We start from the raw sequence: 21952 nt of genomic DNA, 5'->3' as shown, positions 1-21952 counted from the left end.
TTAATACATCATTATGAAAAAGATATATATCGTTACAATCATTTGCACCTTTATAGTAATAGGTACTTTTGTTTTTCATAAAGTAAATGAACTTAAGTACACGAAAGCTATTAATCAATCCAATCATATAAAATACATTGCACATAGAGGCGCTTCTGCGTATGCGCCGGAACATACATTACCAGCTTATACATTAGGACAACAATTAAAAGGAGATTATATAGAGATTGATCTTCAAATGACAAAAGACGGACATCTAGTAGCTATGCATGATGAAACACTAAATCGCACTACAAATGGCACGGGGCTAGTTAAGGAACATACATTAGAAGAAATAAAGCAACTAAATGCAGGTTCTTTTTTCAATGAAAAGCATCCAAATTTAGCAAAGAAAGAATTTGAAGATGCTAAAGTTCCAACACTAGAAGAAATTATTGAAACGTTCGGGCATAATGCTAATTATTACATTGAAACAAAATCGCCAGATGAATATCCCGGTATGGAAGAAAAGCTATTAGAAATGATAAAGCACTACGAAATAAGTGATAAAGTTATTATTCAATCATTTAGTAAAGAAAGTCTGCAAAAAATTCATAGTTTAGATGTTAATATACCTCTAGTACAATTATTATCTTACAAAAAGGCAGTCCAATTAACTGAATTAGAAATAAAAAAGTATAAAACGTACTGCATCGGTCTTGGTATGAACTACAAATATATTGATTCAGCTTATGTAACGAAAATAAAGAAACATGGTTTAGAAGTCCATCCATTTACTGTAGATAATGAAGCAGATATGAAAAAGCTACTTTTATGGGGCGTTGATGGGATGTTTACGAACTACCTGGATCGTTTACATTCATTATTACAATCTTAAACTATAATGGTGTAATTATCACTGAACCAATAAAACAAGTACCCATAAGAATACAAAGATAGTTCGTGATCCAAATGGTAACATCATTGAATACATAGAGCTGATATTGAAATGAAATCCGAAAAAGAATCCAATATTTTTATTGGATTCTTTTTATTTAACTCTAAGTGACTAACTTAAAGCAATACGATTTTGAATTTATTAATAAAATATTACATTGAGTATGATTTTTCATAGTAATCATCAGAAAGTATCGAAAATGTAATGAATTTTAACTACGCTTTTTATATTTTTTTGATACACTGGCTACGAGAGGAATACCGATTAATGTAGGTAAAAACCAAAACCATATAGGTGGCAGTAAATTAATCAAAGGGATATGAATACCGACGTTTACTAAAAGTGCGGTTACCGCACCTATATAAGAACCTAACATACCTCTAATATGGTGATGGAGCCAATTTTTCCAACGTTTTTTTCGTGCAAGATAGCCATAAATCGCAAATGCATAAGAGAAAATTGCTACATAAAATAAATATGCGATTTTATCCCAGTTAATAATGGATAATATAATTGCAGTAACGGTGATGACAACATAGGATGCATGATATATTTCACCCCATTCCGTATGTTTTCCTTTTTTCTTTTGAGCAACCATCGCTATAATACCGGTGAGTAAACATATTGTTCCAAATAATATGTGGATGGTTAAAAGAACGTTGAAAATGCTCATAATAATTCCTCCTTTTTTATTTTTATAGTATTGCAGAATAGGAGAAAAGTTGAAACGTATTCTTTATTCGCCTTAATATATTGAAATAAAGGTACTCCTAGAACAAATAGAAACGGACAAATTTTTTTTGAACTTAGCGAGACACGTATTACGTGAAAAGAAGGAGAGACTTCCATGTTTACATCTATTTCATATTTACAATCTGGGAATGAGAAGCAACAAAAAGTGTATGATGTTTTGAATAAACTAAACATTATGGAGGATTTAACTTTGTATAGTCCGGTTCTTTGCGGGACAATTCCTATTAGAATTGATACTCTTCAATCTGACTTAGATATTGTAATGGAAGTACATAACTTTGATGTTTTTGAACAGGAAATGAGATCTTTATACGGTTCTTATAAAGGATTCAAAATAAAAAAGAAAAAAATTAAAACTACCGAATCGATAAAGGTAAATTTTGAATTTGAGGGTTTTGAATTTGAATTATTTGCTCAGCCTAAACCAGTGCGTAACCAAAATGCATATAGACATATGATAGTAGAGCACATGCTATTAATGCAGCATCCCCATATAAGGAGAGAAATTATTCGCTTAAAAGAGAACGGTTTAAAAACAGAACCTGCTTTTGCTCAAGTATTAAATATTGACGGAGATCCTTATGACGAACTTATTTTATTGGGACAGGAAATGAGATTGTGGTAAATAGGATACACAAAAACTCCTCTATAAATAAAAGAGGAGTTTTTGTTATGCCATTAGCTTACGTATTAATTCACTCAACAATTTAATCCCGTTAGTCATTTGTTCTAGAGAAGCATATCCATATGATAAACGAATGTATTGATCTGATTCTTCTTCATAGATTCGTCCTGGGTTTAAAAGAATTCCTTTTGATAGTGCCTCTGAAAATAATTTCTTCATCGGAATGCTAGGTACAATCTTTAGCCATATAAAAAATCCACCACTAGGAATATCCCAAGATGCAATGTCTGTACAATACTTATTTAATGATCGTATCATGATTTGTCTTCGTTCTTTTAGTTGAATTCTTACGTTCGCTACATGATCCTCATAAAAACCTTTATGTATCCATTCAGCAGCAACTCTTTGAGATAAAGAGCTAGATCCATAGTCTGTTTGCATTTTTATATCTGACAATCTATCAATTACAGGTTCTGGTCCAATAATCCATTCAATTCTAAGTCCTGGGCTAAGTGTTTTAGAAAGACTACCAACATATAATACATGTCCATGTTTATCTATCGACTTTAAAGGAGCTGGAGGTGGTTCATCAATCCATAACTCTCGGTAAATATCATCTTCAATTATAGGTAACTGTTCCTTTTCACATATTTTTATTATTTCTTTTCTTCGTTTTTGAGACATTAATATCCCCGTCTATATTAAATGCGTGTTAATAACTCGTTAGATAAAATACCGTGATGATCCATAGATATACCAGATAGATTTATATTTGCTGATTGAAATACATGAAGTGAATATCTATGTAAAAGACCAATTGATATTAATTGTAGTGCTTGTAATGCACAAGAGACGATTAATATAGAACTGGCTGATGCATGTATTCCAAATGATTTTACGTATTTACTTATTGCTTCACGTAACGGTAAAAAACCTTGTTGTTCTTCGTATCCAAAATAATCTAATTCGTCACTTACACTTTTCATAATGGACTGCATAGTTTCTAGCGGAAAAGTTGTTAGTAATATTCATATAAAATTGTATAGTTTAATTATATTTTCACATATACATAATTAACATCATCTATTTTCCTTATGAAAGGGCGGGATTTCTTGGAAAAAGTATTATTTTTCGGAGACCCAGGTATTGATGACTCGTTCGCCATTATGTATGGTTTATTGCATCCCGAAATTGAAATTGTCGGTATTGTAACCGGATATGGAAATGTTGAACATATACATGCTGCGCATAATGCAGCGTATATTTTACAGTTAGCAAATAGACAAGACATTCCTGTAATTAGCGGGGCAACAAAACCACTTACAGAAGAAATTACAGCATATTATCCTGAAATTCATGGACCAGAAGGATTAGGTCCTATTCATGTGCCAGAAAGTGTATTGTCTATCCCGATATACAATTTTGGTAGTATTGCTTCGATTCTTGTAAAGTACGGAAAGGATTTAACAATTGTCGATGTAGGCAGATCTACTTCGTTAGCGATTGCTTTTAATTTATGGAATGATTTAATGCTGAATGTAAAAGGAATCTATTTCATGGGTGGTGTCTTTTTAGAAGTAGGTAACGTTACGCCATTAGCAGAGGCAAATGTGTATGGAGATCCTATAGCAAGTAAAATTATTTTTCAGCAAGCAAAGAATTTATTTATATTCCCTTTGAATGTAACAAATAAAGCTGCGTTAACTCCAAATGTATTTAACTATATCCAAGCTAATTCAAAGAATCCATTTCATACGATAATGAAACCGATGTATGATTACTATTTATCTGCATACCAAAAACTTAATCCATCTATCGAAGGGCCTTTGCTACATGATGTGGTTGCTATAAGTGGATTAGTTAACCCAAGTTTTTTTAAATTTGCGCATCGTACAGTGAATGTAGATACATTCGGAGATACGAAAGGACAAACATTTGCTGATTTTCGCCCTAGCTCTTTATCTGAAGGAGCCCGTATAGCTTTAGAGATAGATGAACAAAAATTCATTCAAGACTTTATAAAAATCATGTTATAAGTTGTTGTCGAAAAAGGAAGTTATTTCACTGTGTAGAATATAAAAACATATATTCTCTGTATAAAGGAGCTTACAATATTGAATGTCCAGTTAAAGGTTGTTACGAGAGAAAATTGGGAAGATGCATTAAAGTTACAAGTTAAAAAAGATCAAAGAAAATTTGTCCCGATTGTAGCAGTTTCACTTGCTAAAGTGTATATAAAACCAGATGGTGACAATGTGGAGTACATACCATTTGCGATTTACGACGGCAATCTAATAGTTGGTTTTATTATGCATGCTGTTGTAAGAGAGACAACTGATATGTATTGGATAAACGGTTTTATTATCGATCAAAAGCAGCAAGGTAATGGTTATGGAAAAGCGGCGTTGCAAGAAAGTATTTACTTAATAAAAAATACATGTAAGGCGTGTAAAGAAATTAGATTAACAGTACATAAAGATAATATCTCTGCAAAGAAACTATATGAACAGTACGGTTTTCAACCATTGGGATATGATTATGATGGAGAGCAAGTATATCGTTTATTCGTTTAAATATTATGAAGTAAAGGTGTGAAAGGAAAGATGTAATTTTCGGAAGTGAAAATCGAAGTGTTTATTCCTAAAGGATACATTGAGATATTACGGAATGAGCTAAATAGAATTGGAGCTTGCAAAACAGGGAAATATGACCATTGTCTTTCCTATAGTTCCGTGAAAGGATATTGGAGACCATTAGACGATGCATCACCTTTTAATGGAGAAATAGGTCAAATATGCGAAGGGCAAGAATGTAAAATTGAAATAAAATGTAAACGAGACCTTGTAAAGGCTGCACTTGAAGTGATTAACGAAATTCCCCCGTATGAAACACCTATGATTTATATTATCCCTATATTAAATGACTTTTTTAATTAAATATAAAAAAATGACTAGGAGGAATAGCAATTGAAAAATAAATTTCATCATATTGTACGAGCTGTTATGATTAAGGATAAAAAATTGTTAGTGGCTGAATATATTGGCCAGCATTATTTTTTACCTGGTGGTCATGTTGAAGTTGGCGAATCAGCTGAGAATGCATTAATAAGAGAAATACGAGAAGAACTCGGAGTAAACTGCAGTATAAAACAATTTTTAGGTGTCATAGAAAACCAATGGGAAGACCGAGAAGTCCTTCATCATGAAATCAATCACATTTTTGAAGTAGATTCTTTAGATTTACATATTGATTTCATACCAAAATCTAAAGAGTCTCACTTAGCGTTTCACTGGATAGATTATAATCAAGAAGCTTTAAATATGTATAAAATCATGCCAGTGCCTTCAGTTAAAGAGTTGCTAGAAAGAAAATTAAGTGATGAACTACTAAACTGCTGGATTAGTAATTTTTAAACCTTTCTATTAATTGTAAATACGTCCATCGAAAGATAATAAAGAAAATAGGCTAAAAAACAAGGTACATCACCTAGTGTAAGTTCATATTTTGTTGATGTACGTATTTAGTCTATAGTCTTGTTTCTACTTTGTTTACAAAGATATATGAAATTTAACATTTGGACGGAATTTATTTTTATAAATGGAGGGTTTCGTAATGAATCAGTTTCAACAAGAACTACAATCATTAAACCTAAATGATTATAACTCGGGTAATGTTGTGTATTGGGATCAACTACAACAAAATCAATATCCATATTACTACATTCAAGATGATGCACGTCGTTGCGGCGGATGCGGTGGTTGCGGCGGACGCTGTGGTGGATGTGGCGGCGGAAGATGCGGAGGTTGTGCAGGACGTTGCGGCGGATGTGTAGGCTGCGCTGGATGTTTCAGCTGCTTTAATTGCTGGAACTGGTGGGTTATTTAAGTATAGAAAATCAATAATATTTCATATGAAAGAAAGGTGTAAATACTATTTTATACTTTTCTTTCATGCTGTAATTTTTTATTCGTGTTAAGGGGGATTTATTTGTATACATACGATAAATTGATTTCTTGGGTAGAAAATATAAAAGAAGAAAATCATAGTTCTGCAACAGCACTGTGCATTATAAAAGATAATAAAATCGTACTAGAGCATTATAGTGGCCATCATTCAAATACATCTACAAGTAAAAAAGTAACAGCACCTTCACAATTCAACGTTGCTTCTGCGAGAAAAAGTTATTTAGGTTTAATGGTAGCATATGCACTTTACGAGGGGAAAATAAACTCTATTGATGATGAAGCGATAAAGTATTTTAAAAACTTTGATCCTGTATTACTTGGTAAAACAACGATAAGACATTTAGTAACCCATTCGCACGGTTTAGGAGAAACGCATGACGGGACAGTTTTTCGTGAATTTGAACCTGGACAAGCTTGGGCGTATAGAGATATTAACGTAAGAATGATTACACGTCTTATTTATCAGCTCTATAACAAAAGTTTTCCTGAATTGTTAAAGGAGCGTGTATTTGACCTAGTTAACTTCCAAGAAACAGCTTGGAGAATTCAGCAAGATGAAAATTTAGTTAAAGTTATTGATAATCCAAATGAAGACGCGATTAGTGAAATTGGTACGGTAGATGATGGTACTGAAAAAAATCTATTTGTTTCTGCTAGAGAATTTGCTTATTGGGGTAACCTTCATTTAAATAAGGGAATGTTAAACGGTAAACAAATTGTACCAAAAGAAGTGATAGAAATTGCTACAAGCTTGCAGAGTCCGACGTATAAAAATAATGAGCTACCCCAAAACGGATTGTTTTGGTTCGTTCAAAATGAACCTGCACAACTAAGTGAACTTGGTGAACGAGTTCCAAAAGGAGCATATCAAATATTAGGAATTACAGGACCGACTCTTTTAGTAATACCTGAATATAATGTAGTTGTTGCGAAAATGTATAATAAAAGATATAACTACGGCGGTGATAATTATTTATATTATTTACGTGAATTTAGCAATTTAGTCGCTGATACATTTCGTAACAGTAATAGGGCATAATTACTCCTATAATGGAAAGGAGTGAAAGAAAATGAAAGATAAAATAAATAAAAACAAAAAGCAAAATATTAAAGATGTAAATACAGAACAAAATGCAATTTATAGCGATCCAAAAGATGCAGCTAATATGCAAACGGTACCGCAGCCGAAGGATTTTGATGAAATTGAATACTAATTTTTCGTTTATCCGACTATATAATGAATGAAAAATACATCTTAAGTCCCATCACATGAAAGAAATCTTTTGATATCATATATACATAAGCATTTGAAAATGTCTTATCTTAACAAAACAAAGCTTTCTTTAAGTAAATCTAATATAACCTGCAAAAAGACACTTCATAATGGAGTGTCTTTTTGTGTATATGAACTTAATTACCATTTTTCGTATAGTATCTTGTGTTTTACGATGGTTATACTAACTGTGAAAATCCATGTCAAGATAAAAGAAGGGGACAGTTAGTATGAAACAAACTTCTATAAATCCATTACTAATTGTTTTAGGTACAATTATTGTTCAAATTGGCCTTGGAACAATTTATACATGGAGTTTATTTAATCAACCCCTTGTAAGTAAGTTTGGATGGAACCTCAATGCCGTTGCGATAACTTTCTCCATAACAAGCTTTTCTTTATCATTTTCAACCTTATTCGCAGGTAAGCTACAGCAAAAATTAGGACTTCGTAAACTTATCGCTACTGCAGGTATTGTTTTGGGACTCGGTTTAATACTTAGTTCACAAGTTTCTTCCTTACCATTATTATATTTATTAGCTGGTGTGATTGTTGGTTATGCAGATGGAACTGCTTATATTACATCACTATCTAATTTAATTAAATGGTTTCCAAATCGGAAAGGACTTATTTCTGGTATATCTGTTTCTGCATATGGAATGGGCAGCTTAATCTTTAGATATATAAACGGAAGTCTTATCGATAGTCTTGGGGTATCACAAGCATTTTTATATTGGGGGATTATCGTGTTACTTTTAGTATTAACCGGATCGTTCTTCTTACGGGAAGCTGTTGTAAGTAACACCGTAACTGAGACATTACACAATGACTATACACCTCGTGAAATGATACGAACGAAACAAGTATATCTCTTGTTTTTCATGTTATTCACATCATGTATGGGGGGACTGTATTTAATCGGTATGGTAAAAGATATCGGAGTACAGCTCGTTGGACTTAGCGCAGCAACTGCCGCTAACGCCGTTGCAATGATTGCAATCTTTAATACAGTAGGTAGAATCATTCTTGGAACGTTATCAGATAAAATTGGCCGAATGAAAATTGTCTCTGCGACGTTTGTTATTATTGGATTGTCAGTCTTTACTTTAAGTTTTATCCCACTAAATTACGGCATTTATTTCGCTTGTGTAGCAAGTGTCGCCTTTTGCTTCGGCGGTAATATCACTATATTCCCAGCTATTGTCGGTGATTTCTTCGGCTTGAAAAATCATAGTACAAATTACGGAATTGTTTACCAAGGTTTCGGATTTGGTGCGCTTGCAGGATCATTCATCGGAGCACTACTTGGTGGATTTCAACCGACCTTTATTATAATCGGTGTTTTAAGCGTTATTTCCTTCATTATTTCGATATTAATTCGTCCACCAAAAGCAGAGAAGAAAAAGGAAATAAAACATTTACATCGGAAAATAGCTTAATTTTAAAAAGAGTCCTCATAAAGGACTCTTTTTATATTACAAAACATTTGATTTTCCCTTTTTAGTCATTGTATAGGAAGTAAAGAGTTACTATACAGCGTATAAAAGTCTTATTACAGATGAAATGTAGTAGGGCTTTTCTTTATTTTAGTGAAATGAAACAGTGCCCTATGACTATTAAGTTAGACAGGATATTACGATTATTAAATTGAATAGATACCATAAAAGGAGTGTGCTATTTAAAATGAAAATAGTAAAACAATGGGTCCAGGAAGATAGTGATTACATAAGAGAAAAAGTAATTGAATATAACCAAAAACATATTTCAGATGAAGATAAAAAGCCTTCAGAAAAAATTAGTTTTATAGTGAAAAATGAAAAGGAAGACATAGTAGGCGGAATAACTGCAATTACATTTTGGCACCACGTGCATGTTGATTTCCTATGGGTTTCTGAAGAACATAGACACGAAGGCTACGGAAGCAGGTTAATAAAACTTATTGAAGAATTTGCAATTGAAACAGATTGTGGGCTAATCAATTTAGATACTTTTAGCTTTCAGGCACCTAATTTTTATAAAAAGCATGGATATAAAGTGATTGGAGTAAGTGAAGACCACCCTAAAGGGCACTATCGATACTATTTAGAAAAAAGGTTATAAAGTATATTGAATCTAAAAATGAATGAATTATAGCAAAAAAAAGAGCGTACGTTAAATGACCACTTTCAAAATACGCTCTTTTTTATATAGTAATGAAGGATTATCGATTATTAACTTTGCTAAGAACGGATAAATGAAATACTCAATTAACTTTTTTATATTTTAAAACGATTAAATGGTAGAATGTAACAAAGACAGAAAATTCCTGTTATTAGAGGTGGACTTAGATGAAAAAAGTAAATGTTACATATGCAATTTTATACGATAAAGCAAATGAAAAGATCTTAATGGTCAAAAACAAAGGGAAGAGTGGTTCTTATTACACGCTACCAGGTGGCGCGGTTAAATTGGGAGAAACGTTAGAAGAGGCAGTAATTCGGGAAGTGAAAGAAGAAACCGGGCTACATATAACTGTAAACGGTATTTGTTACATCAGCGAAGCTTTTTTCGAAGAGAGAGGTCATCATGCAATTTTCTTTAATTTTTTAGGTGAAATAATTGGCGGAGAGACAAATATATCAAGGCCAAAAGAAATTGAAGAGATTACTTGGATGGAATTACATAGAGCAGCACCATATTTACGTATACCAGAACATTTACTAAATAGATTACAAAGGAAAGAAACAGTACCTTACTTTTTTAATGGAACAATCGTTCATCAATCTTCATAAAATTATCATTTCATGTAAGGCGGGGAAAGAATGGAGTTTATCGTTAATCACAAACATTTCACTCAAGCACTTTCAGAAGTAAGTAAAGCTATATCTACTAAAGCTATTATCCCTATATTATCCGGCATAAAAATAACTGCGGATCAATCTGGAATTACTTTAATCGCAAGTAACTCAAATATTTTTATCGAAAAATTCCTTGCTGTTTCAATTGAAGACGAAAAAATTGTAACTATTTTAAAAGCAGGAACTATTGTCGTACCTGCAAAGTATTTCATTGAAATAATAAAGAAAATGCCAAGTGATATAGTAATAAAGAGTAAGAATGACCAAATAATTACGATACAGTCAGAAGAAATCACATTAAACTTAAATGGACTTCCAGCATACGAGTTTCCGAATGTACCACTTATAGACGATCATGCAAAAATACAAGTGGAAACAGAAAGCTTGATTGAGGTGTTTAAACAAACTGTCTTTGCAGTAGCTAAAAATGAATCAAGACCTGTTCTTACTGGCGTTCATTTAGAGTTAGATCATAATAAATTAATTTGTGTAGCAACTGATTCACATAGACTTGCTATACGTGAAACGATAATATCTACAGATGTGAAAGCAAGTTGTATCGTACCAAGTGCAACTATTAGTGAACTTTTAAAATTAATGAGCAGTACTTCCGAAGTCGTATACATCTATCTTTCAGAAAGTCACATTATTTTTACATTCGGCACAACTACATTATATTCAAGACTAATTGAAGGGAAATATCCTAGTATATCTAGTTTAATTCCAAATGATTTTCAGACAGTCATTAACATAGATAGAAAAAAGATTTTACAAGGTGTAGATCGATCAAACTTATTAGCAAGTGAATGGGCAAATAACAATGTAAACTTAGAAATCATAAACGAATCAACAATTAAAATTTCTTCTAACGCTTCTCAGATTGGAAAAATATCCGAGACACAACAGATAGATACGATTCAAGGTGAAAAACAATTAAACATAACTTTTGATGGACGATTTATGATGGATGCTTTAAAGGCGATAAAAGAAGAAACGGTTACTTTAAGTTTCAGCGGTTCTATGAGACCGATATTAATTGAAGCAGGGAAACAATCTGCAGCAGTACATCTTATATCTCCAGTAAGAGCGTATTAATAACAAAGGAAGGAATTACATGATGTACAAGCATACTTTATGTTTTATAAAAAGAAATGAAGAGATACTTATGTTAAATAGAGAATATGACCCTGTAAAAGGATTGTGGAATGGGGTAGGAGGAAAGATAGAAAAGTGAGAAACACCTTTAGAAAATGCAATTCGTGAAATAAAAGAAGAGACTAATATAGAAGTTACGCATGACAATATTCAGTTTAAAGGTATTATTAAATGGGAGGATTCTTCATATTCTGGCGGTATGTATGTTTATCTAGTAGAGCTACATAATGAATTTGCATATCTAACTCCCAAAAAAGTCTCAGAAGGAATTCTAGATTGGAAAGAGATTTCTTGGATTCTAAGTGATTATAATTACGGCGTAGGAGAGATGATACCAAATTTTTTATCTGAAGTACTCCTCAATGAATTAATATTAGAACACAACTTTGTTTTATCTAATCATAAATTAATAGATTATAGGAATGAAGAATTGGCTAAGCAGGACAGTTCTATAGATAATATAATTCAATTATAAAAAGCAGGAAAGCGAATATAGTGATATAAACTTAAATACAGAAAAAAGAGCGAATCACTTATAGAAAGGTGCGCTCTTTTTTTATTTATAATTAAATTTCTCTCCACCAGGCTGATGAAGGATAGTCTGTAGATTTCAACGTAATAGATTCACCGATTTGAGGTGTTGCAATATTAACTCCTAAACGATTTGCTTCTTTTGTCACACGTTCAATAGGATCACTCCATTCATGTAATGCTAATGTAAAAGCACCCCAATGAATCGGAAGAAGGAGTTCTCCTTTCACGTCAATATGAGCTTGTACCGTCTCTTCTGGCAACATATGAATAGCAGACCATCTCGGATCATATTGTCCGCATTCCATCAATGTAAGATCGAATGGACCGTATTTATCACCAATTTCCTTAAAGTGAGGAGCATAGCCGCTATCACCACTAAAGAAGACTTTAGTCTCTTGACCAAGAATAAGCCATGAACACCATAAAGAACAATCTCTATCTGTCATACTTCGTCCTGAGAAATGCCTTGCAGGTGCACATACTAACTTAATATTATCAAACATAATTTCATCCCACCAATTATGCTCACTAATTTTACTAGGTGAAAGACCCCATTTAATTAAATATTGCGCAACTCCAGTTGGAACATAAAAGTGCTTTGCACGATCTTTTAACTGCATAATACTCTTGTAATTCATATGGTCATAGTGATTATGAGAAATGATAATCGCATCAATTTCTTGAAAATCTTCACGTTCTAAAGAAAAAGCACCACTATAACGTTTACTATTAAACACAGGAAATGGGGAAGATGCATCTCCAAACATCGGGTCTAACAACAATTTTTTACCTTCTATTTTTAAAAGAGAAGCAGAATGGCCAAACCAGGTAACACTCTCTAAAGACTCATTAGTTTTATCCGATAAAACAATAGGTAAATTCTTTACAGGACGCAGCTTTGTTTTCATTTTAAAGTAATCAGTCATTAAACCTATAATATCTTTCGGTTTAAAACTTACATCAGTATGAATTTGATTTATATATTTCTTTTTCATTCGTTCTCCTTTTTACGTTTAACAATATACGTATGTTGTTATTGTAGCTACTTGTAGTTTAAACGAAATCTTTTTACCTTTCACCTTAAATGCAGTACTTTTCATAAATTTATCAAATTCATTATTCTTATATATAAAATATAAACCATACAGCAGCAGATAAAACCAATATAAAGTAAATGTAAATTGTTTTATTTTAGTAAATTCCTTCTTATACGCAACAAAGAACGTATGTTTCGTCGTATGTTATTGAAGTAAATACGACTCTAAAAAATAAAAGGAAGGAGAGTTAATAAATGCATGCAGATAGAAAAAAGAAATCAAAATGTAAACTATCAAAATCTGAAATAACTCAGCTATATACAGAAGGGACGAGCACTTCAGAAATCGCTATACTTGCTAATGTGTCTGCTAGGTATATTCGTATGGTTTTAACAGACAATAACGTTCCAAGGCGCGCTATAGGGAGTTGGAAGAGAAAGTATGACATAACAGAAGATTATTTTAAAACGTGGTCAAATAACATGGCTTATATATTAGGGTTTATAGCAGCAGATGGTGTCATAAAAAAAGAAAATCAATGCGTCAGTATATCACAAAAAGAAAGTTACATTTTAGAAGATATAAAAAAAGAATTAAACACCAACCAGCCACTATATCAAAATAAAAATACAGGCGTATATATGCTAAACATTAATAGCAAAACAATAAAAGATGACCTAATGAACATACACGGAATTATGCCATGTAAATCATTAAATATCAAATTTCCATTCGTGCCTGAAGAATATTTACATCATTTTGTTCGTGGATATTTTGATGGGGATGGTTACGTCAAGTATGAGACTTATACAGTAAGCTTTGTAGGAGGATCATATAATTTTATGAATTCTTTAAATCAGGTACTACAAAATCACAATTTACCAACCGATTTACTAAATCAAAATAAACATTATCGCGTCATTTTAACCGGGAGAAAATCAATACAACTATTTTCAAATTGGATTTATAAAGACAAAGATATTTATTTGCATAGAAAATATGAAGAATTTCAAAAAGAGAATCTAAGTATAGATCAATTACAAGATCGGAAACTAAAACAAACTCAAACTGCTGTTAAACAAAGAAAACAAAATTTCCTTAAAGATTATATGAAAAATAAATGTAATGCTACAGCTTGTTCTAATTTAAAAATAAGCGAATCAACTTTTAAACGTTGGTTAAAAAAAGATAATCAATTTAAAAAAGACTACGAAAGAATTCATTCATTATAAAAATGCAAGAAACCTTAGTATATCTATGCTAAGGTTTTTAATTTGAGATTCTTAGAGGATACTTATTTTCGTTTATAGAACTTAATAAATACATAGATTTTACAATGAATTCACTAGTAAGGGAGGGAATATGAAATGCTCACTAATAATAGTCCAGAGAATATATTACATACAGCTTATGAAGCAAAAATGATTTCGTCTGGAGATAATTCGCCATCTATAAAAATAAAAGGGACGAAACTTCAATATTTACTTATAATGTTTCATCTTGGTTTTGAGTCAAATGTTATAAAAACGATGCTAAGTTGGACGAAAGGGGAATTTGAAGAGCACGTTAATTCATTAGAAGTAGAGGGACTGTTGAAAAAAACAGGAGGGAGGTACTATCCAACATGTATGGTTATAACGGCTTGTGAAGGAAAAACCCTTTATAACCTTTGTGAACCTCTAATTAAACCAACACTTAAGATCATTGAAAATTATTCAAGTCAAATTGAAGCTATTTCAAAAAGAATCGATACGTTTAATCATGTATCTAAAGAATCGTATAGTCTTTTACTATATAGTGGTGTGTTATTAGATTTTGGACAAATAAATTACATTGAAGAAAATTATTTAAAAAAGAAACGACCTTTAAGAAATAAGAAACGATATTATTATGCAATTCAAGAACAAGAACTAACAGATATAGAGGCTTTCGGGATGTATGGTAATACGTATTTAGATTTAGGAGAAGTTCAAATTGGTCTTTATGGAAATTCTCGATATTCAACATTAAATTTAATAACAGCAGATAACGAAACATTTGAAGAATATTTTCAAAACACGAATACTGATATTAATTATAAGAAAAAGCAATTAGTAAAAGGTTTCGTAGAAGCAGATAGACAAATAGATTTACATTTAAACATAGTTTACGAAAAATTAGGCTTATATCAAAATTCACAACCTGTAATCCCTGTATTTAAATCAACAGACTTATCTATACTTAACGAAATTGCAAACACAATCAGTAAAGATTTAGTCTTATTGTTTAAAGAAAACGATAAACATTTAAAAGAATACTTCGTGAGCAGCAGATACTCAAAAGAAATAACTTATGAAGAGTTTTTTATCTGGTGGTATCACTTTTTCTATACAAAAGTAACTGAAGAATTAATAAAACAAGGTGTAATTATAACAAGCGCACAAGAAAATCAAACGTACATAATTCATTAATAACTTTAAATTAAAGTGTTAATATACTTTTACAAATGTAGCAGCTAAATGGATACATAATTATTAGTAAATAGAGGATAATCTGAAATTAAAATCTAATATAAAGAAAATGAAATATTTAAAGGGGAGAAGAGCCGTGTAAAAGAAATTCATCAATCCAGAAACGATGCCACCAACTTTTGGATACTCGCATGTAGTCGAAGTTAGTAACGCTAAACGAACAATTTACATATCTGGACAAGTAGCGATTAAAACAGATGGTCAAATAGTTGGCATTGGTGATTTAGCTACACAAACGCGACAAGTTTTCGAAAATATTAAAAGTGCATTAGAAACTTCGGAGTTGAAATTTAATGATGTAGTAAAATTAACTTTTTTCGTAACAGATATTTCTCAAATGGCCATCGTTAGAGATATTCGAGATCAATACATTGATACTAAGAATCCACCAGCAAGTTCAGCTGTAGAAGTTAGAAAGTTAATTAACGATAACTTGTTAATTGAAATCGAAGCAATTGCTGTAGTAAACTAATTTTAAAAATTTATTATTAATCATATCTATACAATTCGTTTTAAATGAACGTTTTAAACGAATTGTATTTTTATTGTCTTAAATATAATTTATATAAAAACATAAGTATCAATAACTTATAAAACAACTAAAACACACAAATAGCCAAACAATCCATCACATATTAGTAACTCGATGAAAAAGGGGAGCATAACCACCTAAACTAACATTTAATAAGTTTATTATTTTTAATTAGTTAACATAATATATATTATAGGTAGTTATAGAAACAAAGCGATATCAGGTATCAAAAACCAAGTAAACTATACTTAATGAGACGAAACGGAGATTTTTAGTGAGATTTGCATAAAATTTTATCTAGGCGTATTTCTACAGTTTTTATCGTTTGTTTTGCTATACAATCATCACAGCAAATCTTAATCAATAATCGATTAAGATTTAACGAATCCAAATCATTTTTGATCAGCAAGAAATTTTTATGTGGGAAAAATTATTTCTATACAAAATATAAATTAGTAATTTTATTTTATGTGTTACTTTATAAATTTATTGCTATTTGCACACGTTTTACAACTTTACACTATTTGTTGTTATTTCTGTTATTTAGGCTTGACTTTCATTACACTTATTGTTTTTTATTCTAGTTAACATAACGCTTATTTTTAACATAAAAAAATCTCCCTCACCTTCAGGAAGATTTTTTAGCTTGCTAGTATTTCATTTATATACTTTTAGTAACAATCCCAATTGTAAATAACATTGGAAAAATCTAGATGTAACAAATCGTCTTTTTTTATAAAGAAATTAGCAACACCAGAATCGCCCCACATAATATTTAATGAATCATCTGTATCGATTTGCAACAATAATATGTCATGTTGCTGGTATTTTTCTTCCCATTCCCTTGGATCTGTCTGTGTGAAAAATGGATAACCGCCAATTTTATGTCCTTGATCTTCACATAAATCATCATACAGTTCACCTAATTCTGTATTATTTTCTTCATCAACGATTTCTTCCCAATCAATGTCATCACTAATAATCTTTTCAAATCGATAATCTCTTGATGTAACGGGTTGATAACCCAATTCAAACTTTAGTTTCGCTGCTTCAGGTATGATAAATTCCTCTAATTCTAAAGTGTTTAAATAACTAAAATCAGTAATTACCTTATTTAAATCTTCGATAATTGTAGAATGATAAATAATTCGAAAGTCTTTTTGGATTGTTGGATGATCAAAATCTGCTCCGTAAAGCTCATCATCAGCACTTACAAAAAACTGTAACATTCCCTTTTGGGGCATATATTCAACATGCGGCATTTCTTCAAAGTTAAGCTGCGCAAGTAACATCATAGGTTGTCCATTTGAATCTTTAGGATGCTCTTGATCTATAGGTAAATACGGATAACCACCAAACTTACTTTCAAAAAGAGTTGTCTCAGCTAATGTTCCAGACACTTTAATATACGGTTTGACACTTTCTTCTAAAATACTACGATACTGCTCTAGTTCTTTCGGAATTTGAAGTTGATACGTATTCTTCATCACATTTGCCTCCCTTTCATAATGAATTGAAAATGCCTTACTTAATTATATAGCAAGAGATAGCTTCATTGAAAATTGTTAAAAGTCCGTTTTCACCCTTGTTTTTTGCGCACTTGGTGGACAAAGTAGATTATGTTCTAAAACCTTTTTATTAATAGTTCGAATTAAATCCGCTGCTTCTGCAGTATTTGTATGTTCTTTTAGTCTCTCTTTTAAATTATCAATTTCCTTTGAAAGCTCAATCCACCTAGGTAACACATGATTATTCTTTAACGTTCTATACAATTGCTTTTCAGGATTGTACGAAAGATCTTTATCAAGATTAAGAGGTTTCCCTTTACCAGGTAAATTATCAAATGACCCTTTCTTTTCTGCCTCTTTAACCATAGAACTAATATGATCCTCATACGTATAGGACCAAACTTTCTCATCTTTTACTAAAATCTCTTGCTTTTTTAGTTTTTTATCTAGTTCTTCTTGATTCATAGATTCTCTCTCCTTTTTATTTTTTAGTGTCGTTTTTGTAAATTTCAATGCCCTTAATCCATCGAACAGTTTTTCTCGCCACCACACGCTGTCGTGTCCGCCTTGAAACTCTTCATAAGTGGTTTGGTATCCCTTTTTTTCTAAAGCTTTATATAGACGTCTATTAGCTGTTAAAAGAGGTTCATTTTCAAGTTCACCTACTGCTATGTAAAAATAAAGATGAGTCGCATTAAAATCTATTGATGAAATTTGATTTTCAATCCAAGGAATTGCATTTTCATAATCATCCTTTTTCCAATGTACGGATCCAGACATTGACAACACATTCCCGAAAATATGTGGATTTTGAAGTGCTGCATAAAAAGCTGCTAAGCCACCAAGACTGAAACCAGCAATTGTCGTATGATTCTTTTCTTGATATACGTGATACTTAGCTTGAATCCACGGAAGTAATTCCTTCGTTAAAAATGTATTCATGTTATCGTTATAAGTTAGCTCTTCTAATTGATCAATAGGATCTATAGCAACAGCAATATAAGATGGGATTTCTTTTTCGTAAATTAAATAATTAAGTGTTTTTGCGATTGAAAGGTTATTAATGAATGAATTCCCATCAAATACAATGAGAAGCTCTTGAAGATGTGAAGTGTGAGAATAATCATGAGGCGTATAAATGTGAATTTTACGTGTGTTATTTAAAATCGAACTATGAAAAGAATATGTTTCAATTCTCCCAGATGGATAATGATTTGAAGGGAAACGACTGCTATACTGCACTTCCATACCTATTTTTAACACAGACGCTTTATTGGCACCTTCTCCAAATGTATTTTCATTAAATCGGTCTAGTCGATACTGTTCACTACGCTTTATCCAATTATTTTCGAAAAAATCATTTACTGTAAAATAATAAGTTGAAATAAAACTCTTATTCGTCCTAAACGTAACATACCAAATATCTGTCTGTAACAATCGTTGCAATTGATTTACAGACAGATTCCAACCAGGAAAACTACCGAATACATAAACGTTTTCAGTATTTTGATCGCCTAACCATATATACGTTATAAGCTTATACTGATTATCTACAGGACATTGTTCTATTAGTGGCGTATTATTTAACTTTATCTCATGCAAAAAAGTATACAAAGCTTTCTCGTTTCCACTTTTCAATTGATTAATAAGCTCCTCTAACTTAGGACTAATTATTGAAGTCACCCCTTTTCCTCCTTTATAGTTCTGTCTTTTCATTAGATTGCATTAGGATGTTATGTATCTAGTTGAGTTATTTATTAGAAAGTTTATCAATTGCTTGAATAGAAAGTTCCAACGCTTTTATTCTTCTTGTTAAAAGTGTTCTTTGCGGACTACCAGCTTTAGACTTATCATAGGCTCTCTCGATTGATGGAAGCAAACCAGCAAGGACGTTACGTGCTTCTGCTAACTCTTCTTGGCTATACTTATGACTTTCTTGATTCCAAACGTTTTCTAGCACTGCTAATCCTATGCAAACAGCTTTAAATCGTTTTTTCACTAATGTAGTATTTGCGCCTTTTTGAGTCATCTGTGATAGTGCATTTTCAAGTTTACGAATTGTCGATTGTAAAGATTTTATTGATTCCAATTTATCTATATTTGATACGTTTTCCATGTTAATGTTGTCCCTTCTAACTTATTTTGTTTAATGTTTGATAAAATAAGTACTTGATTTCACTCGAGATATTTTAACACAGTTAACTAACTATATTCGAGTTGGACAATGAATTAAAGGAAAACGGAAACTAAACATCTCTCCCTCCCTTACATCATTCTATATGTACTTCTTTCTTCGTATTAGAATCCCTATTTAAACAAGGTATTAAAATTGTATTTTTTATGAACAAAAAAAGTACAAGCAGCATAACTTGTACTTTTTTATTTTTATTCAGTAAGATAATATAGTAATAGTTTTCGGGCCTTCTCATAATTCATGAAATCTCTATACAAAATGGGATACTTCACAATTTCTGTTTCTATAAAACGATATTGTGGAAACCATTCATAAAATGATTTCCTTAGCCACTTTATTTGATCAAACACAATCTCCTTTTCGTTGTTATTAAGTACGTAACTTAAAGTACCTGCTGTATGCATCCAATAACAATTTAAATCAGCGCTTATACAATCATCTTCTGTAAACATAGTATTAAAATCTTTTCGTACTTTTCGAATGTCACAATTCGGAAATGGTTTGTACAGTGGACTATGCATTTTCTGTAATTCCTTAAAAATAATTCGTTTTCCTAACTTCAACTTTCCACCCCTTTATTTCTCTATCCAATTTAATAAGTTTTCATAATGATATTGAGCATCTGTATAGCCAAGATTATATAAATTAACGAGTTTTTCTTTATTTCTTTCTATTCCGCTTATAGGAAGTTGTACGCTAGGCTGAATGACATAAAAGTTATCTTTTTGTTCCAGTTGATTCATATAAGATATCGTCTCATTATAAAAACGATAATGTTCTACTAAAGATTCTGCGATATTCGGATATTTCCTATATAAAATTTTAGCTAGTCCAGAAAATTTATTTCGCTGCTTCTCGTATCCTTCTGATTTTGTCATAATAACAACGTTCTTTTCATAACCATCAGTTTGCGCTTTTAAAACTGGTATAGGATCTATAATCCCTCCATCTAACAATTTTCGATTATCATATTCTACAGCAGGCGCTATAAATGGGACGGAACTTGATGCACGAATAATTTTTAAAATATCTTTACCATGTTCTGTTTTATTATAATAAATAGCTTGTCCTGTTTCGCAGTCAGTTGTCCCTATAACAAACTGTTCATTTGAATTTAAGAAAGTTTGAAAATCAAATGGAACAATCTTATTAGGAACTTCATCAAATAAAAAGTCCATTCCGAATAATTCGCGTTTTCTAATCAAATTTCGATAAGATATATATCGGTGATCTGACACTAGCTCTGTATTTACTTTTTTATTTCTCCCTTTTTGACGTGATAAATAGGTTGCACCCATACAGGCTCCAGCGGATACGCCAACTACATAAGGAAAGAATAAGTTCTTTTCCATAAAATATTCGAGTACGCCTGCAGTATATAAACCTTTCATTCCTCCGCCCTCTAATACTAAACCGATATTTTTCATGCTATATCCCTCTGCTTCTTTTTTCTTACTTACATATTAGCATAAGATATTAAGATGAGGTTATATAAATGAATTGCAACAATAGCCAGAAACTACTAATGTAATATCATAACTTCATAGCGAGTAGCATGGTACAATATAAGTAACACAATCCACAAATAATGGAGGAGGAATTTCCTATGGGTTTATTTAGCGGTATTTTAGGAAATGCATCAAATGCGAGTACCGAAAGTGTAGAACGTGATTTAGAGAAAATTATGCTAGACGATGAGAAGGTTGAACATGCTTATAAATTAATTCGTGATTTAATCGTATTTACAAATCGTCGTCTTATTTTAGTAGATAAACAAGGGATATCAGGTAAAAAAACAGAGTATCATTCTATTCCTTATAAAAGTATTACACAATTTAGCATTGAAACAGCTGGGCATTTTGATTTAGATGCGGAACTTAAAATTTGGGTATCTAGTTTGAGTACGCCAATTACGAAGGAATTTAAAGGTGACGATAGTGTTTTAAGCATTCAAAAAGCGCTAGTAACATATACAACGAAATAACGTTTTTTCGTATGTTTATTCATTATCGAAATTACTAACCCGAATATTTTGGAAGAATATGCATAGTTTTTGTATATTTAATCTGGAATAACATAAAAAGGTAAAGCG

The 21952-nt window shown here is 31.5% G+C and carries 24 protein-coding genes and 2 pseudogenes; 18 read left to right on the top strand and 8 right to left on the bottom strand.

Annotated features, from left to right (window positions below; genetic code table 11):
• Positions 1-13 precede the first annotated feature (13 nt).
• On the top strand, positions 14-877 hold the full coding sequence (locus tag QCI44_RS14825) for a glycerophosphodiester phosphodiesterase (protein ID WP_098986426.1): 864 nt from the start codon (positions 14-16) through the stop codon (positions 875-877).
• A gap of 271 nt (positions 878-1148) precedes the next feature.
• Here the strand turns inward: QCI44_RS14825 and QCI44_RS14820 are convergent, their stop codons facing one another.
• Entirely contained in the window at positions 1149-1610 is a 462-nt protein-coding gene (locus QCI44_RS14820) for a DUF2306 domain-containing protein (protein ID WP_016087669.1), read from the bottom strand.
• Positions 1611-1784: 174 nt separating this feature from the next.
• On the opposite strand from QCI44_RS14820, the gene QCI44_RS14815 reads away from it, so the two are divergent.
• Positions 1785-2315 carry a DUF4269 domain-containing protein gene (locus QCI44_RS14815; protein ID WP_016087668.1) on the top strand — a complete coding sequence of 177 codons (531 nt, stop codon included), beginning with the start codon at positions 1785-1787 and terminating at the stop codon, positions 2313-2315.
• Between the two features lie 45 nt (positions 2316-2360).
• On the opposite strand, the pseudogene QCI44_RS14810 reads toward QCI44_RS14815, so the two are convergent.
• Positions 2361-3328 (bottom strand): annotated as a pseudogene (locus tag QCI44_RS14810) (aminotransferase-like domain-containing protein); the annotation flags it as partial.
• A gap of 99 nt (positions 3329-3427) precedes the next feature.
• On the opposite strand from QCI44_RS14810, the gene QCI44_RS14805 reads away from it, so the two are divergent.
• The 12 genes and pseudogenes from QCI44_RS14805 to QCI44_RS14750 all read left to right on the top strand — a co-directional run bounded on the left by QCI44_RS14805 (position 3428) and on the right by QCI44_RS14750 (position 12020).
• Positions 3428-4351 (top strand): nucleoside hydrolase, encoded by a 924-nt coding sequence (locus tag QCI44_RS14805; protein WP_016087665.1) that lies wholly within the window; start codon positions 3428-3430, stop codon positions 4349-4351.
• Between the two features lie 78 nt (positions 4352-4429).
• Positions 4430-4888, top strand: a complete 459-nt coding sequence (locus QCI44_RS14800) for a GNAT family N-acetyltransferase (protein WP_016087664.1) — start codon at positions 4430-4432, stop codon at positions 4886-4888.
• Between the two features lie 57 nt (positions 4889-4945).
• Positions 4946-5251 carry a divalent cation tolerance protein CutA gene (gene cutA, locus QCI44_RS14795; RefSeq protein ID WP_098986424.1) on the top strand — a complete coding sequence of 102 codons (306 nt, stop codon included), beginning with the start codon at positions 4946-4948 and terminating at the stop codon, positions 5249-5251.
• A gap of 30 nt (positions 5252-5281) precedes the next feature.
• Complete coding sequence (locus QCI44_RS14790) at positions 5282-5728, top strand: NUDIX domain-containing protein (RefSeq protein WP_016087662.1); 447 nt, start codon at positions 5282-5284, stop codon at positions 5726-5728.
• Positions 5729-5927: 199 nt separating this feature from the next.
• A complete protein-coding gene (locus tag QCI44_RS14785; protein WP_016087661.1) occupies positions 5928-6200 on the top strand; it encodes a heterocycloanthracin/sonorensin family bacteriocin in 273 nt (90 codons plus the stop codon).
• Between the two features lie 102 nt (positions 6201-6302).
• Positions 6303-7319, top strand: coding sequence for a serine hydrolase domain-containing protein (locus QCI44_RS14780; RefSeq protein ID WP_016087660.1), 1017 nt, complete (start codon positions 6303-6305; stop codon positions 7317-7319).
• A gap of 31 nt (positions 7320-7350) precedes the next feature.
• Complete coding sequence (locus QCI44_RS14775; RefSeq protein WP_000653324.1) at positions 7351-7494, top strand: hypothetical protein; 144 nt, start codon at positions 7351-7353, stop codon at positions 7492-7494.
• 289 nt (positions 7495-7783) lie between these two features.
• A complete protein-coding gene (locus QCI44_RS14770) occupies positions 7784-8992 on the top strand; it encodes an L-lactate MFS transporter (protein ID WP_016087659.1) in 1209 nt (402 codons plus the stop codon).
• A 244-nt stretch (positions 8993-9236) separates the two neighbouring features.
• Positions 9237-9653, top strand: coding sequence for a GNAT family N-acetyltransferase (locus QCI44_RS14765; RefSeq protein WP_098986423.1), 417 nt, complete (start codon positions 9237-9239; stop codon positions 9651-9653).
• 227 nt (positions 9654-9880) lie between these two features.
• Complete coding sequence (locus QCI44_RS14760; RefSeq protein WP_016087657.1) at positions 9881-10324, top strand: NUDIX hydrolase; 444 nt, start codon at positions 9881-9883, stop codon at positions 10322-10324.
• A 30-nt stretch (positions 10325-10354) separates the two neighbouring features.
• Complete coding sequence (gene dnaN, locus QCI44_RS14755; protein ID WP_016134621.1) at positions 10355-11485, top strand: DNA polymerase III subunit beta; 1131 nt, start codon at positions 10355-10357, stop codon at positions 11483-11485.
• Positions 11486-11507: 22 nt separating this feature from the next.
• Positions 11508-12020, top strand: a pseudogene (locus QCI44_RS14750) (NUDIX hydrolase).
• A gap of 91 nt (positions 12021-12111) precedes the next feature.
• On the opposite strand, the gene QCI44_RS14745 reads toward QCI44_RS14750, so the two are convergent.
• On the bottom strand, positions 12112-13074 hold the full coding sequence (locus tag QCI44_RS14745) for an MBL fold metallo-hydrolase (RefSeq protein WP_016134623.1): 963 nt from the start codon (positions 13072-13074) through the stop codon (positions 12112-12114).
• A gap of 296 nt (positions 13075-13370) precedes the next feature.
• Here QCI44_RS14745 and QCI44_RS14740 point away from each other — a divergent pair, with 296 nt between their 5' ends.
• The 3 genes from QCI44_RS14740 to QCI44_RS14730 all read left to right on the top strand — a co-directional run bounded on the left by QCI44_RS14740 (position 13371) and on the right by QCI44_RS14730 (position 16098).
• Positions 13371-14348: an LAGLIDADG family homing endonuclease gene (locus tag QCI44_RS14740; protein WP_098986421.1), complete on the top strand. Its 978-nt coding sequence runs from the start codon at positions 13371-13373 to the stop codon at positions 14346-14348.
• A 135-nt stretch (positions 14349-14483) separates the two neighbouring features.
• Positions 14484-15566, top strand: coding sequence for a hypothetical protein (locus tag QCI44_RS14735; RefSeq protein ID WP_016134625.1), 1083 nt, complete (start codon positions 14484-14486; stop codon positions 15564-15566).
• A 166-nt stretch (positions 15567-15732) separates the two neighbouring features.
• A complete protein-coding gene (locus QCI44_RS14730) occupies positions 15733-16098 on the top strand; it encodes a RidA family protein (protein ID WP_353811242.1) in 366 nt (121 codons plus the stop codon).
• Between the two features lie 731 nt (positions 16099-16829).
• Here the strand turns inward: QCI44_RS14730 and QCI44_RS14725 are convergent.
• The 5 genes from QCI44_RS14725 to QCI44_RS14705 all read right to left on the bottom strand — a co-directional run bounded on the left by QCI44_RS14725 (position 16830) and on the right by QCI44_RS14705 (position 21287).
• Positions 16830-17645 carry a YwqG family protein gene (locus QCI44_RS14725; RefSeq protein ID WP_016087651.1) on the bottom strand — a complete coding sequence of 272 codons (816 nt, stop codon included), beginning with the start codon at positions 17643-17645 and terminating at the stop codon, positions 16830-16832.
• Positions 17646-17723: 78 nt separating this feature from the next.
• On the bottom strand, positions 17724-19349 hold the full coding sequence (locus QCI44_RS14720) for a DnaJ family domain-containing protein (protein WP_353811241.1): 1626 nt from the start codon (positions 19347-19349) through the stop codon (positions 17724-17726).
• A 67-nt stretch (positions 19350-19416) separates the two neighbouring features.
• Positions 19417-19782: a hypothetical protein gene (locus QCI44_RS14715; RefSeq protein ID WP_098560160.1), complete on the bottom strand. Its 366-nt coding sequence runs from the start codon at positions 19780-19782 to the stop codon at positions 19417-19419.
• Between the two features lie 269 nt (positions 19783-20051).
• A complete protein-coding gene (locus QCI44_RS14710; RefSeq protein WP_098560161.1) occupies positions 20052-20423 on the bottom strand; it encodes a YxiJ-like family protein in 372 nt (123 codons plus the stop codon).
• A gap of 12 nt (positions 20424-20435) precedes the next feature.
• The gene (locus tag QCI44_RS14705; RefSeq protein ID WP_016087647.1) at positions 20436-21287 is read right to left on the bottom strand and encodes a patatin-like phospholipase family protein; all 852 of its coding nucleotides are present in this window, start codon (positions 21285-21287) and stop codon (positions 20436-20438) included.
• A 179-nt stretch (positions 21288-21466) separates the two neighbouring features.
• On the opposite strand from QCI44_RS14705, the gene QCI44_RS14700 reads away from it, so the two are divergent.
• Complete coding sequence (locus tag QCI44_RS14700; protein ID WP_000522465.1) at positions 21467-21844, top strand: PH domain-containing protein; 378 nt, start codon at positions 21467-21469, stop codon at positions 21842-21844.
• Positions 21845-21952 lie beyond the last annotated feature (108 nt).

The sequence above is a fragment of the Bacillus cereus group sp. RP37 genome (assembly GCF_040459695.1).
In the GTDB taxonomy this organism is placed as follows: domain Bacteria; phylum Bacillota; class Bacilli; order Bacillales; family Bacillaceae_G; genus Bacillus_A.
This window is presented reverse-complemented; position numbering and strand designations above follow the sequence as displayed.

Excerpts from the sequence above, each read along its gene's own strand:
- QCI44_RS14825 (WP_098986426.1), top strand. The coding sequence starts at position 14 with ATGAAAAAGATATATATCGTTACAATCATTTGCACCTTTATAGTAATA.
- QCI44_RS14820 (WP_016087669.1), bottom strand. The coding sequence starts at position 1,610 with ATGAGCATTTTCAACGTTCTTTTAACCATCCACATATTATTTGGAACA.
- QCI44_RS14815 (WP_016087668.1), top strand. The coding sequence starts at position 1,785 with ATGTTTACATCTATTTCATATTTACAATCTGGGAATGAGAAGCAACAA.
- QCI44_RS14785 (WP_016087661.1), top strand. The coding sequence starts at position 5,928 with ATGAATCAGTTTCAACAAGAACTACAATCATTAAACCTAAATGATTAT.
- QCI44_RS14775 (WP_000653324.1), top strand. The coding sequence starts at position 7,351 with ATGAAAGATAAAATAAATAAAAACAAAAAGCAAAATATTAAAGATGTA.
- QCI44_RS14770 (WP_016087659.1), top strand. The coding sequence starts at position 7,784 with ATGAAACAAACTTCTATAAATCCATTACTAATTGTTTTAGGTACAATT.
- QCI44_RS14765 (WP_098986423.1), top strand. The coding sequence starts at position 9,237 with ATGAAAATAGTAAAACAATGGGTCCAGGAAGATAGTGATTACATAAGA.
- QCI44_RS14760 (WP_016087657.1), top strand. The coding sequence starts at position 9,881 with ATGAAAAAAGTAAATGTTACATATGCAATTTTATACGATAAAGCAAAT.
- dnaN (WP_016134621.1), top strand. The coding sequence starts at position 10,355 with ATGGAGTTTATCGTTAATCACAAACATTTCACTCAAGCACTTTCAGAA.
- QCI44_RS14745 (WP_016134623.1), bottom strand. The coding sequence starts at position 13,074 with ATGAAAAAGAAATATATAAATCAAATTCATACTGATGTAAGTTTTAAA.
- QCI44_RS14740 (WP_098986421.1), top strand. The coding sequence starts at position 13,371 with ATGCATGCAGATAGAAAAAAGAAATCAAAATGTAAACTATCAAAATCT.
- QCI44_RS14735 (WP_016134625.1), top strand. The coding sequence starts at position 14,484 with ATGCTCACTAATAATAGTCCAGAGAATATATTACATACAGCTTATGAA.
- QCI44_RS14730 (WP_353811242.1), top strand. The coding sequence starts at position 15,733 with ATGCCACCAACTTTTGGATACTCGCATGTAGTCGAAGTTAGTAACGCT.
- QCI44_RS14725 (WP_016087651.1), bottom strand. The coding sequence starts at position 17,645 with ATGAAGAATACGTATCAACTTCAAATTCCGAAAGAACTAGAGCAGTAT.
- QCI44_RS14715 (WP_098560160.1), bottom strand. The coding sequence starts at position 19,782 with ATGGAAAACGTATCAAATATAGATAAATTGGAATCAATAAAATCTTTA.
- QCI44_RS14705 (WP_016087647.1), bottom strand. The coding sequence starts at position 21,287 with ATGAAAAATATCGGTTTAGTATTAGAGGGCGGAGGAATGAAAGGTTTA.
- QCI44_RS14700 (WP_000522465.1), top strand. The coding sequence starts at position 21,467 with ATGGGTTTATTTAGCGGTATTTTAGGAAATGCATCAAATGCGAGTACC.